This window comes from Sodalis ligni (genome assembly GCF_016865525.2).
Classification (GTDB): domain Bacteria; phylum Pseudomonadota; class Gammaproteobacteria; order Enterobacterales; family Enterobacteriaceae; genus Acerihabitans; species Acerihabitans ligni.
Genome location: NZ_CP075169.1, coordinates 1244776 through 1264530, shown reverse-complemented (window position 1 = coordinate 1264530; position 19755 = coordinate 1244776). Strand labels below are relative to the sequence as shown.

17 protein-coding genes are annotated in these 19755 nt (G+C 57.1%); 11 read left to right on the top strand and 6 right to left on the bottom strand.

Translation table 11 applies throughout. The features are described from left to right. Positions 1 to 4 precede the first annotated feature (4 nt). The 8 genes from GTU79_RS05895 to fdhF all read left to right on the top strand — a co-directional run bounded on the left by GTU79_RS05895 (position 5) and on the right by fdhF (position 9002). The gene (locus GTU79_RS05895; RefSeq protein ID WP_203522552.1) at positions 5 to 1579 is read left to right on the top strand and encodes a hydrogenase 4 subunit F; all 1575 of its coding nucleotides are present in this window, start codon (positions 5 to 7) and stop codon (positions 1577 to 1579) included. Between the two features lie 65 nt (positions 1580 to 1644). Continuing rightward, on the top strand, positions 1645 to 3330 hold the full coding sequence (locus tag GTU79_RS05890) for a hydrogenase large subunit (protein WP_253073626.1): 1686 nt from the start codon (positions 1645 to 1647) through the stop codon (positions 3328 to 3330). Between the two features lie 11 nt (positions 3331 to 3341). Continuing rightward, entirely contained in the window at positions 3342 to 3893 is a 552-nt protein-coding gene (hyfH, locus tag GTU79_RS05885; protein ID WP_203522555.1) for a hydrogenase 4 subunit H, read from the top strand. Beyond that, a complete protein-coding gene (locus tag GTU79_RS05880; protein WP_203522556.1) occupies positions 3890 to 4669 on the top strand; it encodes an NADH-quinone oxidoreductase subunit B family protein in 780 nt (259 codons plus the stop codon). The genes hyfH and GTU79_RS05880 overlap by 4 nt, the downstream gene beginning before the upstream one ends. After that, positions 4662 to 5060, top strand: coding sequence for a formate hydrogenlyase maturation HycH family protein (locus GTU79_RS05875; protein ID WP_203522558.1), 399 nt, complete (start codon positions 4662 to 4664; stop codon positions 5058 to 5060). The genes GTU79_RS05880 and GTU79_RS05875 overlap by 8 nt, the downstream gene beginning before the upstream one ends. 350 nt (positions 5061 to 5410) lie before the next feature. After that, the gene (gene hycI, locus GTU79_RS05870; RefSeq protein WP_214513762.1) at positions 5411 to 5914 is read left to right on the top strand and encodes a hydrogenase maturation peptidase HycI; all 504 of its coding nucleotides are present in this window, start codon (positions 5411 to 5413) and stop codon (positions 5912 to 5914) included. A gap of 315 nt (positions 5915 to 6229) precedes the next feature. Beyond that, a complete protein-coding gene (locus tag GTU79_RS05865) occupies positions 6230 to 6769 on the top strand; it encodes a 4Fe-4S dicluster domain-containing protein (protein ID WP_132923100.1) in 540 nt (179 codons plus the stop codon). Positions 6770 to 6830: 61 nt separating this feature from the next. Next, positions 6831 to 9002 carry a formate dehydrogenase subunit alpha gene (fdhF, locus tag GTU79_RS05860; RefSeq protein WP_203522562.1) on the top strand — a complete coding sequence of 724 codons (2172 nt, stop codon included), beginning with the start codon at positions 6831 to 6833 and terminating at the stop codon, positions 9000 to 9002. Positions 9003 to 9137: 135 nt separating this feature from the next. Here fdhF and GTU79_RS05855 read toward each other — a convergent pair whose 3' ends face one another. After that, on the bottom strand, positions 9138 to 11144 hold the full coding sequence (locus GTU79_RS05855) for a sigma 54-interacting transcriptional regulator (RefSeq protein ID WP_203522564.1): 2007 nt from the start codon (positions 11142 to 11144) through the stop codon (positions 9138 to 9140). A gap of 404 nt (positions 11145 to 11548) precedes the next feature. On the opposite strand from GTU79_RS05855, the gene focA reads away from it, so the two are divergent. Next, a complete protein-coding gene (focA, locus tag GTU79_RS05850) occupies positions 11549 to 12406 on the top strand; it encodes a formate transporter FocA (protein WP_214513761.1) in 858 nt (285 codons plus the stop codon). Positions 12407 to 12685: 279 nt separating this feature from the next. Here the strand turns inward: focA and GTU79_RS05845 are convergent, their stop codons facing one another. The 5 genes from GTU79_RS05845 to GTU79_RS05825 all read right to left on the bottom strand — a co-directional run bounded on the left by GTU79_RS05845 (position 12686) and on the right by GTU79_RS05825 (position 17042). Beyond that, complete coding sequence (locus GTU79_RS05845) at positions 12686 to 13873, bottom strand: UxaA family hydrolase (RefSeq protein ID WP_203522567.1); 1188 nt, start codon at positions 13871 to 13873, stop codon at positions 12686 to 12688. Next, complete coding sequence (locus GTU79_RS05840; protein WP_132923105.1) at positions 13873 to 14187, bottom strand: UxaA family hydrolase; 315 nt, start codon at positions 14185 to 14187, stop codon at positions 13873 to 13875. Before GTU79_RS05840 ends, GTU79_RS05845 begins: the two co-directional genes overlap by 1 nt. Before the next feature lie 42 nt (positions 14188 to 14229). Further along, positions 14230 to 14994 (bottom strand): SDR family NAD(P)-dependent oxidoreductase, encoded by a 765-nt coding sequence (locus GTU79_RS05835; protein ID WP_203522569.1) that lies wholly within the window; start codon positions 14992 to 14994, stop codon positions 14230 to 14232. Then, positions 14981 to 16273, bottom strand: a complete 1293-nt coding sequence (locus GTU79_RS05830; protein ID WP_132923107.1) for an MFS transporter — start codon at positions 16271 to 16273, stop codon at positions 14981 to 14983. Before GTU79_RS05830 ends, GTU79_RS05835 begins: the two co-directional genes overlap by 14 nt. Before the next feature lie 82 nt (positions 16274 to 16355). Then, positions 16356 to 17042, bottom strand: a complete 687-nt coding sequence (locus GTU79_RS05825) for an RraA family protein (protein WP_203522570.1) — start codon at positions 17040 to 17042, stop codon at positions 16356 to 16358. A gap of 430 nt (positions 17043 to 17472) precedes the next feature. Here GTU79_RS05825 and GTU79_RS05820 point away from each other — a divergent pair, with 430 nt between their 5' ends. Both GTU79_RS05820 and GTU79_RS05815 read left to right on the top strand, forming a co-directional pair. Next, positions 17473 to 18213: a FadR/GntR family transcriptional regulator gene (locus tag GTU79_RS05820; protein WP_203522572.1), complete on the top strand. Its 741-nt coding sequence runs from the start codon at positions 17473 to 17475 to the stop codon at positions 18211 to 18213. Positions 18214 to 18409: 196 nt separating this feature from the next. Then, on the top strand, positions 18410 to 19723 hold the full coding sequence (locus GTU79_RS05815) for a Fic family protein (protein WP_203522574.1): 1314 nt from the start codon (positions 18410 to 18412) through the stop codon (positions 19721 to 19723). The last annotated feature ends 32 nt before the right edge of the window (positions 19724 to 19755 follow it).

Genomic DNA, 19755 nt, shown 5'->3' with positions numbered 1-19755 from the left:
TGAGATGAGTAATACCGCTATGATGTTCATACTGCTGGCAACACCGCTGATTTTCTCCCTGCTGGCCTTTGCCTGCCGGTGGCTAGGCAGCGGCGCGCGGGGCGCGGTAACCGCGTTGCATAGCCTGGGCATAATCGTCCTGCTGGCGGAAGTGGCCTGGGTAGTCGCCAGGGTGGCCGCACAGGGAAGCGTGCTGGCGGCGCACCAGTGGCTCTATCTGGACAGCCTGAGCGCGCTGTTTCTTTCCATACTCGGCATCATCGGCTTTATCACCGGGCTTTATTCCATGGGATATATGCGCCATGAAGTGGATACCGGCGAGATTTCGGTGACCACCCTGTGCCATTACTACGGTTTTTTCCACTTGTTCCTGTTTACCATGCTGCTGGTGGTGAGCAGCAATAACCTGATCCTGATGTGGGCGGCGGTGGAAGCCACTACCCTGAGTTCGGCGTTTCTGGTGGGGCTGTACGGCCAGCGTTCATCGCTGGAAGCGGCCTGGAAATATATCATCATCTGTACCGTCGGCGTCGCTTTCGGCCTGTACGGCACCATTCTGATGTACGCCAATGCCGCCAATATCATGCCCGATGCCGGCCAGGCGATTTTCTGGACCGAAGTGCTGAAAAACACGGCCCGGCTCGATCCCACCCTGATGCATCTGTCGTTCGTGTTCGTGCTGATCGGGTTCGGCACCAAGACCGGCCTGTTCCCCATGCACGCCTGGCTGCCGGACGCCCACAGCGAAGCCCCCAGTCCCACCAGCGCCCTGCTGTCGGCGGTGCTGCTGAACTGCGCCCTGCTGGTTATCCTGCGCTACTACATCCTGGTGAGCGGCGCCATCGGTCCGCTGTTTCCCGGCCGCCTGCTGCTGGTGTTCGGGTTGCTGTCGGTGGCGGTGGCGGCCTTTTTTATTCTGGTGCAGCATGACATCAAGCGGCTGCTGGCCTACTCCAGCGTCGAAAACATGGGGCTTATCGCGGTGGCCGTCGGCATCGGCGGACCGCTGGGGGTATTGGCGGCGCTGCTCCATACCCTCAACCACAGCCTGGCAAAAACCCTGCTGTTCTGCGGCTCCGGCAACGTGCTGCTGAAGTACGGCACCCGTGATATGGGCGCGGTAAAAGGCATGCTGCGAGTGGTGCCCTTTACCGCCGTGCTTATGGCCGGCGGCGCGCTGGCCCTGGGCGGCATGCCGCCGTTCAATATTTTTCTCAGCGAATTCATGACGGTCACCGCCGGTTTGGCATCCGGCCATATCCTGCTGACCCTGGTGTTGTTGCTGCTGCTTACCGTGGTGCTGGGCGGCCTGGTGCGCATGGTTGCCCTGACGGTTTTCGGCAGCCAGCCAGAGGCGGTCAGCAAAGGGGAGCTGGGCTGGCTCACCACGGTGCCCATGGCCGTGCTGCTGGTGCTGATGCTGGTCATGGGCACCTATATCCCGCGGCCGGTAGTCCACCTGCTGGAAAACGCCGCCGCCATCGTCCTGCAGCGCGACGCCACCACGTTTCACTGGCCCTGGGCCGCGCCGGATACCGCCGCCGTTACCCCCCATACCCCGTCTGGAGAAGTAAAGTGACTGATAACATTTCCAATAACCTTACCGATGCTCCTTCCGGTGCGTTCAGCGAAAAGAAAGGCGGCCTGGGTTACCTGGCGCAGGTACATGAAAAATTCCCGGCGGCAATCCTGGCTGAGGAGTGGCAAACCGCCAATCAGCTCACCATCACGGTTAAGGTCAACGCCCTGCCGGAGGTGGTGGAGTTCCTTTATTACAACCTGGGGGGCTGGCTGCCGGTGCTGTTCGGCAACGACGAGCGGACCCTGTGCGGCGACTATGCCGTCTATTACGTGCTGTCCATGGAACAGGGGGAAAAGTGCTGGATCACGGTGAAAGCGCTGGTAAGCGCCCTTACCCTGGAGTTTCCGTCCGTCACGCCGCGGGTACCGGCGGCGGTATGGGGCGAGCGTGAAATCCGCGATATGTACGGCCTGATCCCGGTGGGACTGCCGGACGAGCGCCGTCTGGTGCTGCCGGACGATTGGCCGGAAGATCTCTACCCGCTGCGAAAAGACAGCATGGACTATCGCCAGCGGCCGGCGCCCACCAGCGACGGCGAAACCTACCCCTTTGAAAACGCCGCCCCCGGCGAGACCCGTGTAGTGCCCATCGGCCCGCTGCATATCACCTCCGACGAACCGGGCCACTTCCGGCTGTTCGTGGACGGCGAACAGATCGTCGACGCCGACTACCGGTTGTTCTATGTCCACCGCGGCATGGAAAAGCTGGCGGAAACCCGGATGGGTTACAACGAGGTGACCTTCCTTTCCGACCGGGTCTGCGGTATCTGTGGGTTCGCCCACAGCGTGGCCTATACCAGCTCGGTGGAAAATGCCCTGGGCATCGTGGTTCCGCCGCGCGCCCATGCCATCCGCAGCATCCTGCTGGAGGTGGAACGCCTGCACAGCCATTTGCTGAATATCGGCCTCTCCAGCCACTTCGTCGGCTTCGATACCGGTTTTATGCAGTTTTTCCGCGTGCGGGAAAAATCCATGACCATGGCGGAACTGCTCACCGGCGCCCGTAAAACCTACGGCATGAACCTCATCGGCGGCGTGCGGCGGGATATCCTTAAGGATCAGCGCCTGAAAACCCAGCTGCTGGTGGCGGAAATGCGCAAAGAGTTCGTTCAACTGGTGGATATGCTGCTCAGCACGCCGAACATGGCGCAGCGCACCCAGGGTATCGGCATATTGGACCGGAAGACCGCCAGGGATTACAGCCCGGTGGGACCGATGATCCGCGCCAGCGGCTTTAACCGCGACCTGCGTTTCGATCACCCCTACGCCAACTACGCCAATCTGCCGAAAACCCTGTTTACCCAGGATAACGGCGATGTCTATTCCAGGCTGATGGTGCGGGTGAAAGAGGTACTGGACTCCATGGCCATGATTGAATACGGACTGGATAATCTGCCCGGCGGACCGCTGCTCACCGAAGGCTTTACCTATCAGCCGCATAAATTCGCGCTGGGATTCGTTGAAGCGCCCCGGGGCGAGGACGTGCACTGGAGCATGCTGGGGGATAACCAGAAGCTGTTCCGCTGGCGCTGCCGCGCCGCCACCTACGCCAACTGGCCGGTGCTGCGCTATATGCTGCGCGGCAACACCGTTTCCGACGCGCCGCTGATTATCGGCAGCCTCGATCCCTGCTACTCCTGTACCGACCGCGTGACGCTGGTGGATGTGAACAAACGCCGGGCGAAAACCGTGCCCTACCAGGAATTGGAACGCTATGGCATTGAGCGTACCCATTCGCCGCTTAAGTAGAGGGCTGGACAATGTTTAAACTGTTTAAAACCATCCTGAAAGCCGGTGAGGCCACGGTCAAATATCCGTTCAAGCCGCTGGATGTCTGCCCCGGCTTTCGCGGTAAACCGAAGTACGACCCCGCACAGTGCATTGCCTGCGCCGCCTGTACCAGCGTTTGTCCGGCCAACGCATTGACCATGGAAACCGATATCGCCAGCGGCGAGCGGCGCTGGCAGCTGTTCCTCGGGCGCTGCATTTTCTGCGGCCGCTGCGAAGAGGTCTGCCCCACCCGCGCCATCGTGCTGTCGGAAGAGTTCGAAATGGCGGTCACGCAAAAAGCGGATTTGTACGTGACCGCCACCTTCGCCCTGCAAGAGTGCCGGGTTTGCCATCAGCCGTTTATCGCGAAAAAATCCGTCGAGTACGCCATGGCGCTGCTGGTCCATTCGGGTCTGGACGACGGGGCGGTAGAGGCGCTGCGTCCGCAGTTCGAAACCTGTCCGGACTGCAAACGCCATCAAAACCTCCATGCCAACCGTAACCTTCGGTTGCGGCATAACACGGGGAGAGAGAACCAATGAGCCTGGACATTCCGTTGAATCAACATGTCAGCGTTCCCGTAACTCCCGATGAACATACGCTGGCGCTGAAAAAGACCCTGTTGAAGGATATCAAGCGTTCGGCCTACGTCTACCGCGTTGACTGCGGCGGCTGCAACGGCTGTGAAATCGAAATTTTCGCCGCCATTACGCCGCTGTTCGACGCCGAGCGTTTCGGCATCAAGGTGGTGGCGTCGCCGCGCCACGCCGATATCCTGCTGTTTACCGGCGCGGTCACCCGCGCCATGCGCACCCCGGCCCTGCGCGCCTATGATGCGGCGCCGGATCCGAAAATCTGCATTTCTTACGGCGCCTGCGGCTGCGGCGGCGGTATTTTCCACGATCTCTACTGCGTATGGAGCGGCAGCGAAAGCATCGTGCCCATTGATGTCTGGATTCCCGGCTGCCCGCCCACGCCGGCGGCCACCATTTATGGTTTCGCCGTGGCCCTCGGCCTGCTGGAGCAAAAGCTCAAAGGCGAGACGCACATCGAACAGCCGGGGGAGAAAGCCTCGCTGCTGCTGCCGGACGTGCCGTTGCATGCCCGGGTGATTGTCGAGCGCGAAGCCCGGCAACTGGCGGGCTACCGGGAAGGCCGAAAAATCAGCGACCGCCTGCTGGGCCTGCTGGCGGGCGCCACCGTCCCGGTCCTGGCGCAGCGCGTCGAGGAGTGGCTGCGCCGCGAAGACGACCCCCGCCTGCGGGAGATCGTCCAGCAGCTGCTGCACACATTACAGGGTGAAATTCATCATGGCTGATGTCTATATCTGGTCATTGCGCCAGAAGTTCCTCGACAGCGACGACGATATGCCGGCCCAGGCGCAGCAGGTAATGTATTACTCCCTGGCCATCGGCCACCACGTGGGGGTGATCGACTGCCTCAACAAAGAGCTTATCTGCCCCCTCGAGCAGTATCGGGAATGGGTGGAACTGCTGCCCGAGGGCGAGGCGCGGCGCAAAATGCACGGTCTGCTGACCTTCGGCGAAATCATCATCGACAGCAGCCATACCGACCTGCTGGCCAACGCGCTGGCCCCGTTGCAATCCCAGGCGCCGGCGCCCTTTAACGAATGGAGCGCCCGGCTCATAGCCCTGCTGGGGGAAATCTCCCGCGAGCCGGCCATCTATCTTATCGTCAGGAGGGTATAAAACCGTGCGTAAGCATCTGAGTATGCCAAAAATGCTAGGTCGGGACAGGCTGCTAGATCGTAAACACGCCGTAAATCCGTCCCTGGAGGCTCGATCCGCGCCGTCCCTGGCGCGGACGGTTTACTCTTCTAGCAGCCTGTCCCGCCTTATCGACTCCGAGTATGTTTGTCCGTAGTCTGCTATGCGTAAGCATATGAGCCTGTTTGCCGAGAGCCTGAACATCGGGAGAGCATGCCAAGCGGGGGCGAATCGGCGCAAGCCGACCGGGCGCCCCACGGCAGGCTAGGCCCGATACTCACTGGATCGGCCGGCTTGATGTCATTGTGTCTTCTTATCATAGGAAGCTGGAAATGAATGCCAATACTAGCGATCTCAGCGTCGTGCTAACCGTCGGCAACAGCATGATGGGGGACGACGGCGCCGGTCCGCTGCTGGCGGAGCTGATGACCCTCAAGCCGGTCGCCGGCTGGACGGTGGTGGACGGTGGCGCCACGCCGGAAAATGTCGTCCACCGCGTAAGGGCCCTGCGGCCGCGGCGGGTGGTAGTGGTGGATGCCGCCGACATGACGCTCATACCCGGAGACATCCGGCTTATCGATCCGGCGGATATCGCCGGGATGTTTATCATGAGCACCCATAACTTGCCCCTCAGCTTTGTTATCGAACAGTTGAAAGAAGATATTGCCGAGGTCTGGTTTGTCGGCATTCAGCCGGACGTGGTGGCGTTTTATTTTCCCATGACCGAACCGGTCACCCGGGCGGTGAACGCGCTTTACCAGCGGCTGGAGCAGTGGCGGGGGGGCGGGGGGGGCCCCCCGGTGGTCCCTGACAATGCCCCCCCTGGCAATGAGTGAACGGCCGGATGCCGTCCGTGTCAATTTCAATAGCGACGGGTTCAACAGCCAAACCAGCGGCAGTAGGGATAATACAGCGGTGACAGGCCGCTGTGTCGAAGCAGGGCCGGCATCGTCAATTTTGTCGATATGACGATAAAGGGCATGATTTTCAAGATATATTCGTTAAGCTATGTTAAAAAATAATTAAATATCAGTGGGTTAAAATAATTCCGTTTCACTTGCAAACTGGCATAAACCCTGCTTTATATAAGGCTATTAATCGCCCGAGGCGGGCCGGGGCATTTTTACCATCGGCAACGCGAGGAGAAATACATGAACCGGTTTGTTATAGCCGATCCCCAAAAATGCATTGGCTGCTTTACCTGTGAAGTCGCTTGCGTGGTCGCGCACAACGGCAATCGCCCCGGCGCGCTGACTCCCGAGAACTTTTTGCCCCGGCTGAAAGTCATCAAGGAGTGGAACATCAGTACGCCGGTGCTGTGCCGGCAATGTGAAGACGCGCCCTGCGCCAATGCCTGTCCGAACGGCGCGATTATTCACGCCAAAGACCATATCCAGGTCTTGCAGGAAAAATGCATCGGCTGCAAAACCTGCGCCGTGGCATGTCCCTATGGCGCCATGGATATCGTTACCCGGCACGTTTACGACGAACGCAATCCGTTGGCGGGGCACAGTATCAAGGCTGAAGCGCAGAAATGCGATTTATGCGAAGGCCGCCCAGAAGGCCAGGCTTGCGTCAGCGCCTGCCCCACCGACGCATTGGTCCTGATGACCAATGAAGCGGTGGAAAACATGAAACTGAAAAAACGGCAGCGGGCCGCGTTGGAAGGCTTCGGCGCCATCCTGTCCTGACCGCTTATTAATTCATCACGGGATTTATGAGTAAAAAATCCTCCACAAGGGGTATGGCATAATGCATAAAGCACTTACCGTATGTCCGTACTGCGGCTCCGGCTGCAAAATCAATTTGTTGGTTGAAAACGGGAACGTCGTCGGCGCCGAGGCGGCCAATGGCGTCACCAATCAGGGCCAGCTTTGCCTGAAGGGATATTACGGCTGGGATTTTCTCAATGATACCCGCCTGCTGACGCCACGGCTGCGCAGCCCGATGATCCGCCGGGAAAAAGGCGGTAATCTGGAAGAGGTATCCTGGGACGAGGCCATCGAATTCGCCAGCTCTCGGCTGCGCCATATTAAAGAGAAATATGGCCCCAAGGCCATTATGCAAACCGGTTCGTCCCGCGGCACCGGTAATGAAACCAATTATGTCATGCAGAAGTTCGCCCGTGCCGTCATAGGCAACAACAATGTCGACTGCTGCGCCCGTGTCTGCCACGGCCCGTCGGTGTCCGGTTTACAGGTGACGCTTGGCAACGGCGCCATGAGCAATTCGATTTGTGAAATCGAAGATACCAAATGCCTGCTGGTGTTCGGCTACAATGCCGCCGATTCGCATCCCATCGTGGCGCGGCGCATCCTCAAGGCCAAACAGAAAGGCGCTAAAATCATTGTCTGCGACCCGCGGCGCATTGAAACCGCCCGCCTGGCCGACCTGTGGCTGCCGCTGAAAAATGGTTCCAATATGGCGCTGGTGAATGCCTTTGCCAACGTGCTGATTAATGAAAATCTGTACGATGCGGATTACGTGGCGCGCAATACCGAAGGCTTTGACGAATACAAATCCATCGTCGCCAAGTACACCCCCGAATATGTGGAAGAGATTACCGGCCTGCCGGCGCAGCAGATCCGCGAAGCCATCCGCATGTATGCCGCCGCGCCCACCGCCACCATTCTGTGGGGCATGGGCGTCACCCAGTGGGGCCAGGCGGTGGATGTGGTGAAGGGACTGTCCGGACTGGCGCTGATGACCGGCAACCTGGGTAAACCCAATGTGGGCGTCGGCCCGGTACGCGGCCAGAATAACGTGCAGGGCGCCTGCGATATGGGCGCGCTGCCGAATATGTTCCCCGGCTATCAGCCGGTGACCGACCCGGCGGCCCGGGAAAAATTCGCCCGCGCCTGGGGTGTTGAATCCCTGCCCGCCGAGCCCGGGTTTACCCTGACCGATGTACCGCACAAAATCCTTAGCGGCGAAATCAAAGCCAACTATGTCATGGGTGAAGATCCGTTGCAGACCGAACCGGATTTGTCGGTGATGCGCCAGGCGTTCAGCGAGCTGGAACTGCTGATTGTGCAGGACATCTTTATGACCAAAACCGCGTCGGTGGCGGATGTGATATTGCCGTCCACCTCCTGGGGCGAGCACGAAGGGGTCTATACCGCCGCCGACCGCGGCTTCCAACACTTCGAAAAAGCGGTGGAACCGAAGTTCAACGTCAAGACCGACTGGCAGATCATCAGCCTGATGGCCACCGCCCTGGGTTATCCGATGTTTTACAATAATACCAAGGAGATCTGGGACGAACTGCGGGGGCTGTGCCCGTTATACGTCGGCGCCACCTATGAGAAACTGGCCGGATTCGGTTATGTTCCCTGGCCCTGTACGGAAGAAAGCAGTCCGGGCACGCCGTGGCTGTATGAAGGCAATAAATTCGACCGTCCTGGCGGTAAAGGCCTGCTGTTCGCCGCCGAATGGCGGCCGCCGCTGGATCAGGTGGATGATGCGTTCCCGCTGGTGCTCTGCACCGTTCGGGAGGTGGGCCATTACTCTTGCCGTTCTATGACCGGTAACTGTACGGCGCTGGCCACCCTGGCGGATGAGCCGGGTTATGTGCAGATTAATCCTAAGGACGCCGAGAAGCTGGGCATTCGCGATCAGCAATTGGTGTGGGTCTCTTCCCGCCGCGGTAAGGTCATTACCCGTGCGGCGGTGAGCGAGCGCATTAACCTTGGGGCGGTCTATATGACCTACCAATGGTGGATTGGCGCCTGTAATGAGCTGACCATTGATCATCTGGATCCTATTTCCAAGACGCCGGAATATAAGTATTGCGCGGTGAAATTGGAAATGATTGACGATCAGCGCTGGGCGGAAAACTATGTGCAAACCGAATACAGCCATTTGAAGGCGCGGCTGCGTAATGCGGTGGATGACGCTATCACTCCTGCCATCACTACTGCTTAGAACATCCGTCGGGCCCGTGGCATCGGGCCTACCATGCCAAGGGGCGCTCCGGCGGGCGGGAAAACCACGCCCGCTTCGCCCCCTTCGGCACGGACTCCCTTCAACAGGTTCGTGGCACGCTCGGTGATCGCGGGCCTACCATGCCTGCGGGGAGATGCCCAGCCGTTGCATCCTGGACAACAGCGTCGTACGTTTAACCCCCAGCTTCATGGCGGCGCCGCGCGGACCCGCTACGATGCCGTTCGCTTCCCGCAGCGCCTGTATGATGCGCTGGCGCTCAGTCTCGTCGTTTTCCAGCGGGACGGGCGCCGGGCGGTGCATGGCGGGCTCCGGTGCGGGGGGGCGGGCGACGGGCGGCGATACGGCGGGCTGCAGTTCATCCAGCCGCAGATTAAGCTGGGTACCCCGGGTCAGTATCACCGCCCGCTCGATGACGTTCTCAAGCTCGCGGACGTTACCGGGCCAGGAGAGCTGGCTGAGCCGGCGCAGGGTTTCGCCGGGGATGCTGTCGATAGTGCGGTTCATGCGGCGGGCAATCTTCTGGGTGAAGAACTTTGCCAGCAGCGGAATATCTTCCGGCCGCTCCCGCAGGGGGGGAATGAGAATCGGGAAGACATTCAGCCGGTAGTAGAGATCGCTGCGGTACTGTCGCTCAGCCACCATGTCCTTGAGATCGCGGTTGGTGGCGGCGATAAGCCGGACATTCACCGGTATCACTTTGCTGCCCCCCAGCCGTTCGATTTCCCGCTCCTGCAGCACCCGCAACAGCTTGGGCTGCAGCTCCAGCGGCAAATCCCCCACCTCGTCGAGAAACAGCGTTCCCCCCTCCGCCAGTTCAAAGCGGCCGTGACGGGTGGTGGTGGCGCCGGTAAACGCTCCCTTTTCATGGCCGAACAGATCGCTTTCCAGCAGGCCGGACGGGACCGCGGCGCAATTCATCTTCACCATGGGTTTGCCGTTGCGCGCGCTGAGCTCGTGGATCGCGCGGGCAATGAGCTCCTTGCCGGTGCCGGTCTCACCGAGGATCAGTACCGTACTGTCGCTGTCCGCCACCATTTGCACCTGCTCAAGCAGCGCCCCCATCGCCGCGCTTTTCCAGATAATCTCGCCGAAGCTGCCGCTGTTATACATCTGTTCGTTAAGCCAGATATTTTCGTGTTCCAGATTGTCTTTCAGCCGGGTTATTTCGTCGTAGGCGCGGGCGTTATCCACCGCGATGGCGATGCGGGCGGTAATCTGGCTCAGCAACCGCAGGTTGGACTCGCTGAAGATACCCTGCTGGTATTGCGCCAGTTTCAGAATCCCCAGCGGCTTATGGCCGAACAGCATCGGCAATAGGCACAATGTGTGTACCCCTTCCCGCAGCATTGCGGCCAGGTGCGGATCATCCTCCGCCCACTGCGGCTCATCCTGCAAATTGATAACCAGGGGTTCAGTTTGCGCCAGTGCCCTTTGCGCCAGGGCATTACCGGCCAGGGGGACACGTGTTTGCTCGCGCCGCATGGGCTTGCCGGCTTGATAGTGAGTGACATACCGATTAAGACGAACGTTTTCCCCGGCGTTCTCGCATAGCGCCAGACTGATATAGTCAATGCCGAAAAACCGATGGATCTCCTTCGACACTTCTGACGCCAGCGCGTCCATATCCAGGCAGGAGAGCACGGAATTGGTTACATCCACCAAAATCCGGTGGTGATCCCGCTCATGGCGCAATACCTCGTTTTCCAGACGCAGGGTATCCTGCACAGCGAGATTTTCCAGCGCCACCGCCAGCAGCTGCGCCAGACGGCGTAAAAACGCACGCTCATCCTGGCTGTAATGATATCCGTCGGTCCGGGTAAAATAAACGTCGCCGAACCGGCGGCGGGGAGATGCTACCGGCAGCACGCAGCGGCTGTGATTTTCCGGCAGATCTTGCTCGAGATCCGGCTCGGGGCCGGCTCGGGGCCCGTCCCGGTCGCAGCTGAAATGGCGGCGCGGCAGGAACAGCACCAGATCGATGAACCGGCAGGGTATCGGCAAAGGCATCAGAGCGGATAATATCGATGCGTCGTCCCGCTGAAAAAAGAGGGTTTGCGAGATCCGGATTATCGCTTCCTGCCATTGGTCGTTTATTTCACTATCATTCGACGTTTTCAGCATCAGCGTTGCTTCGTGGCCATCCTAAACATTTTTTTCAGTTTAAAGGAGTACGGGTGGAAAGAATATTCGGCCGGTTCATTAATTTGATCTGATACGGTGTTTTATGGCCTATCTCTGCCGACGCGGAGACATTAGCGTCGTAAAAGCAATTCGTTGTATAATTAAATACATAGCGGTTTTCATTCCTCCCAATCGTAAACGGTAAATGTAAATAATTCTTATTACGCAATATATTTGCTGTCAGTCTTCCGGTTTACCACGAAAAGCAATCAGGAACATATCTTTTCCATCTTTATGGTATGAGAAATGCATTTAATTTAAGAACCATTATTTTCCAAGTCCCTACTTTATTGAGCAATAACCGTTATTACCATGCCATAGATAATTAATAATCGGGAGTCATTATGAACATCGAAAATTCCTTTGATCTGCGCCTGCCGGCGGAAATGGCAAAAGTGGCCGAGCAGGCCGGCGTTTATAAGACCATGAAAAAACCGGAAATCACCTTTTTCCTGGCAATGACCGTCGGTATGTTTATCTCCATTGCTTTTGCATTTTATATTACCGTGACCGCCGGACCGGCCCCGGCCAGCGGTCTGGTAAAACTGGTGGGCGGCCTTTGTTTTTCCCTCGGCCTGATTCTGGTGGTGGTATGCGGCGCCGATCTTTTTACCTCCACGGTATTAACGGTAGTGGCCAAGGCCAGCGGCCGCATCACCTGGAAACAGCTGGCATTGAATTGGATTAATGTCTATTTCGGCAATCTGGTGGGGGCGCTGTTTTTTGTCGCCTTGATCTGGTTTGCCGGGCAGAGCATGTCATCCAACGGCGGTTGGGGATTAAACGTATTGCAGACCGCCGATCATAAGATGCACCATACCTTTGTGGAGGCGGTATTCCTTGGTATTCTGGCCAATTCAATGGTTTGCCTGGCGGTATGGTTGAGTTATTCCGGACACACCCTGAGCGATAAAATGTTCGCCATGCTGCTGCCCATTGGAATGTTTGTCGCCAGCGGATTCGAGCACAGTATCGCCAATATGTTTCTCATTCCATTGGCTATTATTATCCGCGATTATTCGTCGCCGGCCTTTTTGGAAGGAATTTACGCCCCGCCGGGTCAATTTCCTGCCCTGGCGGGGGGGCAATTTTTTACCGGCAAACTTATTTCGGGAACCATCGGGAATATTTTCGGCGGGGGCCTGTTAGTGGGGTTGACCTACTGGGTTATTTATTTGCGCCCCGGCGATGAACGGCATTAATGTCGATACTGTCGCCACGACATTTTTGACGAACATAAATTCATAAAGAACAAACTTTGTTTTGAATAAATTAATATCATGGCAAAAAATGGAAATATATTTTAAAGCATGAGGCATTTTTACGGTGATCAATGCTGAATAGCAGATGTCAACGCAGCGGTGATGCTGCGCTGCGGGCGTCGTTTGGAAAAACTCCGCTGGGGGCGGGCCATGCGGCAAATAAGGTATGGGACGGCGTTTGGGGAGCCCCCAAACGCCAGGCCGGCTGCCGTGCTTATCTCAGGCAATACGGCAGCCGCTCTTCTCATAATCAAAGGCTTTATAGGTCAGGACAAATTCGCTGTGTCCCAGCCGTTCGGAACAACTGAGCTCCTGGCCGGCAACAGCGCGGATGCAGTGCAGAATGTCTTGCGCCACATCATCCAAAGAAGCCCCTTCACTGATAATGCGCCCGGCGTTGACATCCATATCGTCGCTGAGGTTGCGGTAAGTCTGCGGGTTATTGCAAATCTTGATAACCGGCGAGATGACCGAACCCACCACCGATCCCCGGCCGGTAGTGAACAGTATCACATGGCAACCGGTGGCGATGAGCTCGATGATTTCCGAGGTATCGTTAATATTGGGGTAACCAAAACGTGGCTCGCCGTCGGGCACCACATCCATAAGATACAAACCCGGCCGCGGAGGCACTTCCGTCGGCAAGATCACGCCGTTGATGGGACTGTCGCCTGATTTGGTGTAAGCGCCGAGGGATTTCTCCTCCTGCGTGGTCAAGCCGCCCACGGCATTGCCGTTGGAAAAGCTGCCCAGCCCCATGATGGAGTAGTAGCGTTTAGCCTTGCGCATCGCCAGGTCGATTTGATCGCGGGCCGTTTCGCTGGCCGCCCGCGCCATCATATGATCCTCGCAGCCGATGAGCTCCCCGCTCTCTTCAAACATGCATCTGGCGCCCTGGGTCAGCAGGTAATCGAAGGCCCGGCCCACCGCAGGATTGCCGGTGATGCCGCTGGTGCCGTCGGAACCGCCGCAAATAGTACCGATAATCAAATCACTGAAGTCGATTTCACGCCGGGGAACCCGGGCAATCTCTTCCAGCATATCCGCCACCAGGGCTTTCCCGCGTTTGATGGTCTCAAGCGTGCCGCCGTTCTCCTGGATCACCAGCAGATGGCAGGGACGCCCGCTGGCTTTTACCTCCCGGGCCAGCCCATCGCGATCGAAGTTTTCGCACCCCAGGGAAACTATCAGGACCGCGCCGACGTTGCTGTGGGTCGCCAGATTCTTCACCAGCCGGTAGCCGTAGTCGCTGGGGTAGCAGCCGGAGAAACCGAAAAATTGCACGTCCGGCCGCTGAAAAGATTCGGCGATATTCTTCGCCACATGGCTGGCGCACTCCACCATAAAAATGACTTGTACCGAGTTGCGGATGCCGACACTTCCGTCCGGTCTGATATAGCCTTGCATTATGCCTGCTCCCCCGAGGCCGAATAGCCGGCGTCGTCATGGTGATAGCCTTCGATATAATTACTCTTCAGGTTATGAGAGTGAATATGGCTGCCCCGGCCGATAGTCTGGGTCGCCGACCCGATAATCGCGCCGTATTTGTAAACCTGCGCGCCGCTCTCCATATCCACAATGGCCAACTTATGTCCCAGGGTCACATCATGAAGGGCGGTAAATTCACCGCCCTCATAATTCACCTCATCCCCCTTGGCGATGTCCTCCAGCGCCACCACGCAATTATCTTTCGGGTTTAACAACAGTGCTCTTTTGCTCATGGGATACTCCACGGGGCGGGAAGCGTAGCCCGTCCGGATAAATCAAAAGCCGATCAGCGCCCCGCCGTCCACCACCAGGACGTGACCGCTGACAAACGCCGCGGCGTCGGAGGACAGGTAAGTGGCGGCCCAGCCGATATCCTGCGGTTTGCCGAATTTTTTCATCGGCGTGCGGCCGAGAATTTTATTTTTCCGCTCATCATCCCCGGCGATAGCCTTGCGCAGCATCGGCGTATCGATCCAGCCGGGGGCGATGCCGTTTACCCGGATCCCGGCGCCGGACAGCTCGGTGGCCAGGCTGTGTATCAGCCCGAGATAGGCGGATTTCGCCGCCGCGTAGCCGCTGACATAGGGCTGCCCCAGGAACGATGTCATGGAAGCGATGAACAGCACGCTGCCGCTGCCGTGCTGCTTCATATGCGGCACCAGGGCCTTGGTGAGGGCAAAGGCCCCGACCACATGCACATCCAGCACCGATTCGAATTCCGCCACCGTCATCTCTTCAATGGGCTTTTTGCAGTGGTTGCCGGCATTGTTCACCAGAATATCGATCTGCCCGTAGGTGGTGAGCAGATTGTCTACCCATCCCTGGGTCTTGCCGGTTTCACCGATATCAAACGACGCCCAGGCGGCCTCGGGACCGAGGTTTTGTGCCGCCTGGCGCGCGGCCTCGCCGTTGCGTCCGGCGACGATCACCTTTGCGCCGGCGGCGGTCATGCATTCCGCCATGGCATAACCGAGGCCGCTGGCCCCGCCGGTGATAAGGGCGGTTTTGCCGGCCAGTGAGAAGGCATTAGCGATTGTCATGGATAAGGCTCCCGTTAACGATCCCGCCGGGTATCGGCTTGACGAACAGCGCCACTCCTAACGCCCCCACCACGCCCACCGCCCCCGCCAGGATAAATGCCGCGATAAAGCTGCCGGTGTATTGCACGATCACGCCGGTCAGGATCGGCGCGATCATGCCCGAGGTGTTGGCCATCAGGTGGACAAACCCGCCCACGCCGCCGACCTTGTCCGGTGAAATATGCTCGGAAATGATGGACCAGGGCGCCGCGGCGGAGAAGTACATGAAAAAGATCCCCAGGGCCATCAGGCTGACCGCGCTGTTCACCGACGTCACGCTGCCGGCGAAACTTAAGCAGATCGCCGACAGGATCAGTCCCCCCACCAGCATGATTTTTCTCGAAAACAACAGGTTATGGGTTTTACGGAATATCCAGTCGGAGGTGGCGCCGCCAATGGCGATACCGACGCTGCCGATAAGCCACGGGATGGCGGAGGCGATGCTGATTTCCTTGATATTCAGGCCCCTTTCCATCGACAGATAGCTGGGGAACCAGGTCAAAAAGAAATACAGGATGTAATTGATGGAAAAAAACGCCAGCCCGGTAAACAGCACAATGGGCTGGGCGAGGTAGAAACGCAGAGGCAGCTTATGCCTGTCCCCTTGCCCGGCAAGGAGGGTTTGCTGTTCTTCATCGTATTCCGACACTTCCTGAGCGGAAGTATGGGGATTGGAATGGGGCCGGTCGGTAAAGGATCGCAGCCAGAAGAACGTCCAGACAAAACCCAGCACCATCAGGATGATAAATGAAATACGCCAGTTCCACATCACGGCGATAATCCCAACGATAGGCCCGGCGATAGCCCCGCCCAACGGGTTGCCGGCATTGGCGATCCCCACGGCCCGCGATCGCTGGCTCAGCGGCACCCAATTGCTGATGCATTTGTTAATGGTGGTGCTGATGGGCCCCTCGCTCATGCCGAACAGCAGGCGAACGACAAACAGCATACCATATCCGAACGCCAGGCCGGTCAGGCCGCAAAACAGCGACCATGACACCATGGCGATGGCAAACACTTTTCTCGGACCGTATATATCCGACAGATGGCCGCCGACAAAATTAAACAGGGCATAACCGAAGAAAAAGCTGCTGAGCATCACCCCCACTTCGGTGGGAGAAAGATGAAGGTGATCCTTGATATAGGGCATGGCAACCGAGAATGCCGCCCGGTCCAGATAATTCACGATGCCGGCGATAAATAACAAAAATAGGATCTTCGAATAGTGTTTTTTGAACATGCCTTTATCTCCTTAATACCGGGAATGCACTGTCCCCGGTATGCGGTGAACCCCAAGCGGATTGAGCGCGCCGGCAATGGCGCTACATCACGCCGAATTTTTCAAATGCTTCCACGGTGCTCATACCGTCCTTAATGGCGCGGCGGACATCGCTTTCGGTATTGACCTTTTCCAGCGCCCGGGAAATGGCTTCCCCCTCGATTTCCCGCGGAATAATCAACAGGCCGTCGCGGTCGCCATACACGATATCCCCCGGTTTCACGGCAACGCCGTGAAATTCAATAGGCACCCGAAAGTCGATGACCTTGCCGCGCGGCCCCTGATCCTGCGCATAGGTGCCGTGGGAAAAGGTCGGCAGACCGAGTTCGAGAATCTCCGCCGAATCGCGGACAAAACCGTCCAGCACCGCCCCGGCGGCATGCAAATGCATGGCGCGCGTGGACATCAGGCCGCCCCACAGCGCATAGCGCAGTGAACTTCCGGTGGTGATATACACTTCATCTTCCTGCAAAGAGTCCAGCGCCTCGAACATGATGCCGAACGGCTTTTCACCGATGGCGGTGCGGCCGGAGGTGGAGCGCTGTTCATACACATCGGCTTCCAATACCGGCATGGCCCGCCCGGCCACCACCATATCCGGGTGCAGGGGTTTGATGGCCGGAGAAACGAACTGATGCAAATAGCCCAGGGTGTCGAGGATGTCCCCCACCACGGCGGTAAAAAGCCTGCTGCGCATCAGTTGAAACAGCTCTTTATCGTTTTTCCACATAACAATCATCCTGTGAGGTTGTCGGTAACGGTCATCTTGGAGAAGAGACAGGGAATATAGAGCTTAGAGGAAGGGTATATTTTGCCTTGAAACCTGTCAAACAGGTTTACAGGATCGTTAACATATTTGATAATATGATCACACTTTCTATTAACGTTAGCCGCAGGGCCGGTCCCTTTGCATAAGGTTAATTACCGTCCGCCTCGGGTGGCTGGTTTTTGGCGGGAATTTACCGGACAATAGGGCGCATTGACGGCGGGCGGGAAGAAAACGATGATATCTGGGTTTGACAACAAAGGGCCCGGTCGGAACAGGCTGCTTGAGGTCCGTGCATGGTTGTCAGCAGTCTGATATCTGCACTGGTTGCGGTATTTATCACCGGACTGAACGGTATGACGCATACCGTTCATCAAGAGGGAATTGAATCGCCATGACCACTAAAATGCTGCTGGAACATAATACGCTATCGAGCCAGGTGCAAAACTACATTCTGGAACTGATCCCTCGGGAAAATCTCACCGCCGGCATGGCGGTGCCCAGCGAGATGCAGATCATTCAGGATCTCGGCGTCAGCCGCGGTGTGGTGCGGGAATCATACCGATCCCTGTCGGCCCTGGGGGTACTGGAGATCAAAAGCGGCAAAGTGCCGCGCATCAAACACTTCGATGCCAGCGTATTGCAGCTTATCTTCGGCTTCGCTTCCGCCACGGAGCAGGTGACGGCGTCGCAAATCCTGTCGGTACGCCGCTGGCTGGAGATCGGCTGCGCCGAAATGGCGGCGGTTAACGGCACCGAGCAGGATTTCGCCTTACTGCAGCAGGAAATGCGGCTGATTCGCGAGAATTTCCACAATACCGAAAGCTTTGTGGAGCATGACATCCACTTCCACCTGGTGCTTTCCCAGGCCTCGAAAAACCCGCTGTTCATGATTTTGCTGCAGGCTCTGCACGCCCAGCTGAAACAGTCCGTCTATGCCGGCCTGGAGGCGCAAAAAGAGCATTTGCAATATGAACAGCGCATCGTTGAGCTGCATCAGAAGATTTGCGACTTCGTCTGCGCCCGGGACGCCGAGAACGCCAAAAAAGCCATGATGGAGCACTTCGATACCGCAGTGAACTCACTGATTGAGCAGGGCAGCGAAATGAATGGCAAAAGCATTACATCGGTGTGAATACGGAGCGATTTACCCATCCTGTCTGGTCGGTCTGTGCCGAAATAAGGGACGCCGGGATAATGCCTTTTCGTTGACGAGGCTTGCTTTTAAAACCCGTAATAGCCACTATTGATCTCAAATTTTCATAATTTTGAGATGAACGGTGAAAATCAAACTTCCCCCCAAACCCCTACGCATTACGGATTTGGCGCCTGTGCAATTGCTCGCCGCCATAAACACAGCACAGGCCGTTGATGGTGAAGGACGTTATTTGCCCTGGGACATGCTGCGCCATCGGCTCCCCGCTGATGCTGACCCGGTTGCTTACTGGTCCCTCGTGCGTTTTTTGCGTGATAAAAGTGCCCAAACCATACCGTTGGCAGGCTATGCCCTCGATCAATCAGCCACACTATTTACTACGCCGTTGATCAAACAGACCTGCTCTGCCATCGATCGGTTAACATCGTCGGCAGGCGAGGCGGAATTAATGGAATCTTTGGCGGCTGCCCAATTCCTGTTCGATGAATTGCGGGCCGAGGAATCTATTTCATCAAGTCAATTGGAAGGCGCCGCCACCACCAGCCGGGTTGCGCTGGAAATGATCAAGGTTCAGCGTCAGCCCAGGGACGAAGGCGAACGGATGATCATGGGTAACTATATGATGATGGAATACATCGCTGCCCATAGCACCGATGCGCTTACGCCGGAATTTATCAAGAATCTGCATGCAATTGCCGTGGGGGGTATTCAGGATGAAAAATACCGGCCGGCTCATTTCCGCTCCACCGATGATGTCGTCGTGGCCGGCGTTGATAATGAGGTCATTCACCAGCCTCCCTTCCACGATGAAATCGAAAACCGCATCCGGGAACTCTGCCTATGGGCCAATAAACGCCATGAAAGGGAAACCGGGACGGAATATTTACATCCTTTGATAAAAGCCCATATCCTGCATTTTATGATTGGTTTTATTCACCCATTTAATGATGGCAATGGCAGAACCGCACGGGGATTATTCTATTGGTATATGTTACGTTGCGGCTATAGCGCATTTGCGCATATATCTATTAGCAAATTGCTTAAAAAGGCGGCAACCGCCTATGCCAAAGCCTATTGTTATACCGAAACGGATCGGCTGGATCTCACCTATTTTGTCGATTATCAATGCCAGATTGTCAGCCGTGCGGTGGTGGAATATATCGATTACATCAAACATATGGTTAAAACACGCAATGATATGGAGGTCTTTCTTTATGAGTCGGGCACAGCCGCCGAATTGAATGCCAGGCAACGTATGCTGTTAAACATCGCTTTCGCCAGACCGGGAAATATTTTTACCGTGGCCGAAGTTCGCGACCGGCTGGGCGTATCGGACAATACCGCCAGAACGGATCTGAATAAGCTCAAAAACCTGGATCTGCTACAGACCCATAAGGACGGTAAAGAAACGGTCTATGTCGCGCCGAAAAATCTGTCAGATATTACTCAACGGAAAGGTAAACCCGCCCCCAAATCCAGCGGCTGGTAACCAATACAAACAGTTTGGGATACCAGCAAAAA

Excerpts from the sequence above, each read along its gene's own strand:
- GTU79_RS05895 (WP_203522552.1), top strand. The coding sequence starts at position 5 with ATGAGTAATACCGCTATGATGTTCATACTGCTGGCAACACCGCTGATT.
- hyfH (WP_203522555.1), top strand. The coding sequence starts at position 3,342 with ATGTTTAAACTGTTTAAAACCATCCTGAAAGCCGGTGAGGCCACGGTC.
- GTU79_RS05880 (WP_203522556.1), top strand. The coding sequence starts at position 3,890 with ATGAGCCTGGACATTCCGTTGAATCAACATGTCAGCGTTCCCGTAACT.
- GTU79_RS05875 (WP_203522558.1), top strand. The coding sequence starts at position 4,662 with ATGGCTGATGTCTATATCTGGTCATTGCGCCAGAAGTTCCTCGACAGC.
- hycI (WP_214513762.1), top strand. The coding sequence starts at position 5,411 with ATGAATGCCAATACTAGCGATCTCAGCGTCGTGCTAACCGTCGGCAAC.
- GTU79_RS05865 (WP_132923100.1), top strand. The coding sequence starts at position 6,230 with ATGAACCGGTTTGTTATAGCCGATCCCCAAAAATGCATTGGCTGCTTT.
- fdhF (WP_203522562.1), top strand. The coding sequence starts at position 6,831 with ATGCATAAAGCACTTACCGTATGTCCGTACTGCGGCTCCGGCTGCAAA.
- GTU79_RS05855 (WP_203522564.1), bottom strand. The coding sequence starts at position 11,144 with ATGCTGAAAACGTCGAATGATAGTGAAATAAACGACCAATGGCAGGAA.
- focA (WP_214513761.1), top strand. The coding sequence starts at position 11,549 with ATGAACATCGAAAATTCCTTTGATCTGCGCCTGCCGGCGGAAATGGCA.
- GTU79_RS05845 (WP_203522567.1), bottom strand. The coding sequence starts at position 13,873 with ATGCAAGGCTATATCAGACCGGACGGAAGTGTCGGCATCCGCAACTCG.
- GTU79_RS05840 (WP_132923105.1), bottom strand. The coding sequence starts at position 14,187 with ATGAGCAAAAGAGCACTGTTGTTAAACCCGAAAGATAATTGCGTGGTG.
- GTU79_RS05835 (WP_203522569.1), bottom strand. The coding sequence starts at position 14,994 with ATGACAATCGCTAATGCCTTCTCACTGGCCGGCAAAACCGCCCTTATC.
- GTU79_RS05830 (WP_132923107.1), bottom strand. The coding sequence starts at position 16,273 with ATGTTCAAAAAACACTATTCGAAGATCCTATTTTTGTTATTTATCGCC.
- GTU79_RS05825 (WP_203522570.1), bottom strand. The coding sequence starts at position 17,042 with ATGTGGAAAAACGATAAAGAGCTGTTTCAACTGATGCGCAGCAGGCTT.
- GTU79_RS05820 (WP_203522572.1), top strand. The coding sequence starts at position 17,473 with ATGACCACTAAAATGCTGCTGGAACATAATACGCTATCGAGCCAGGTG.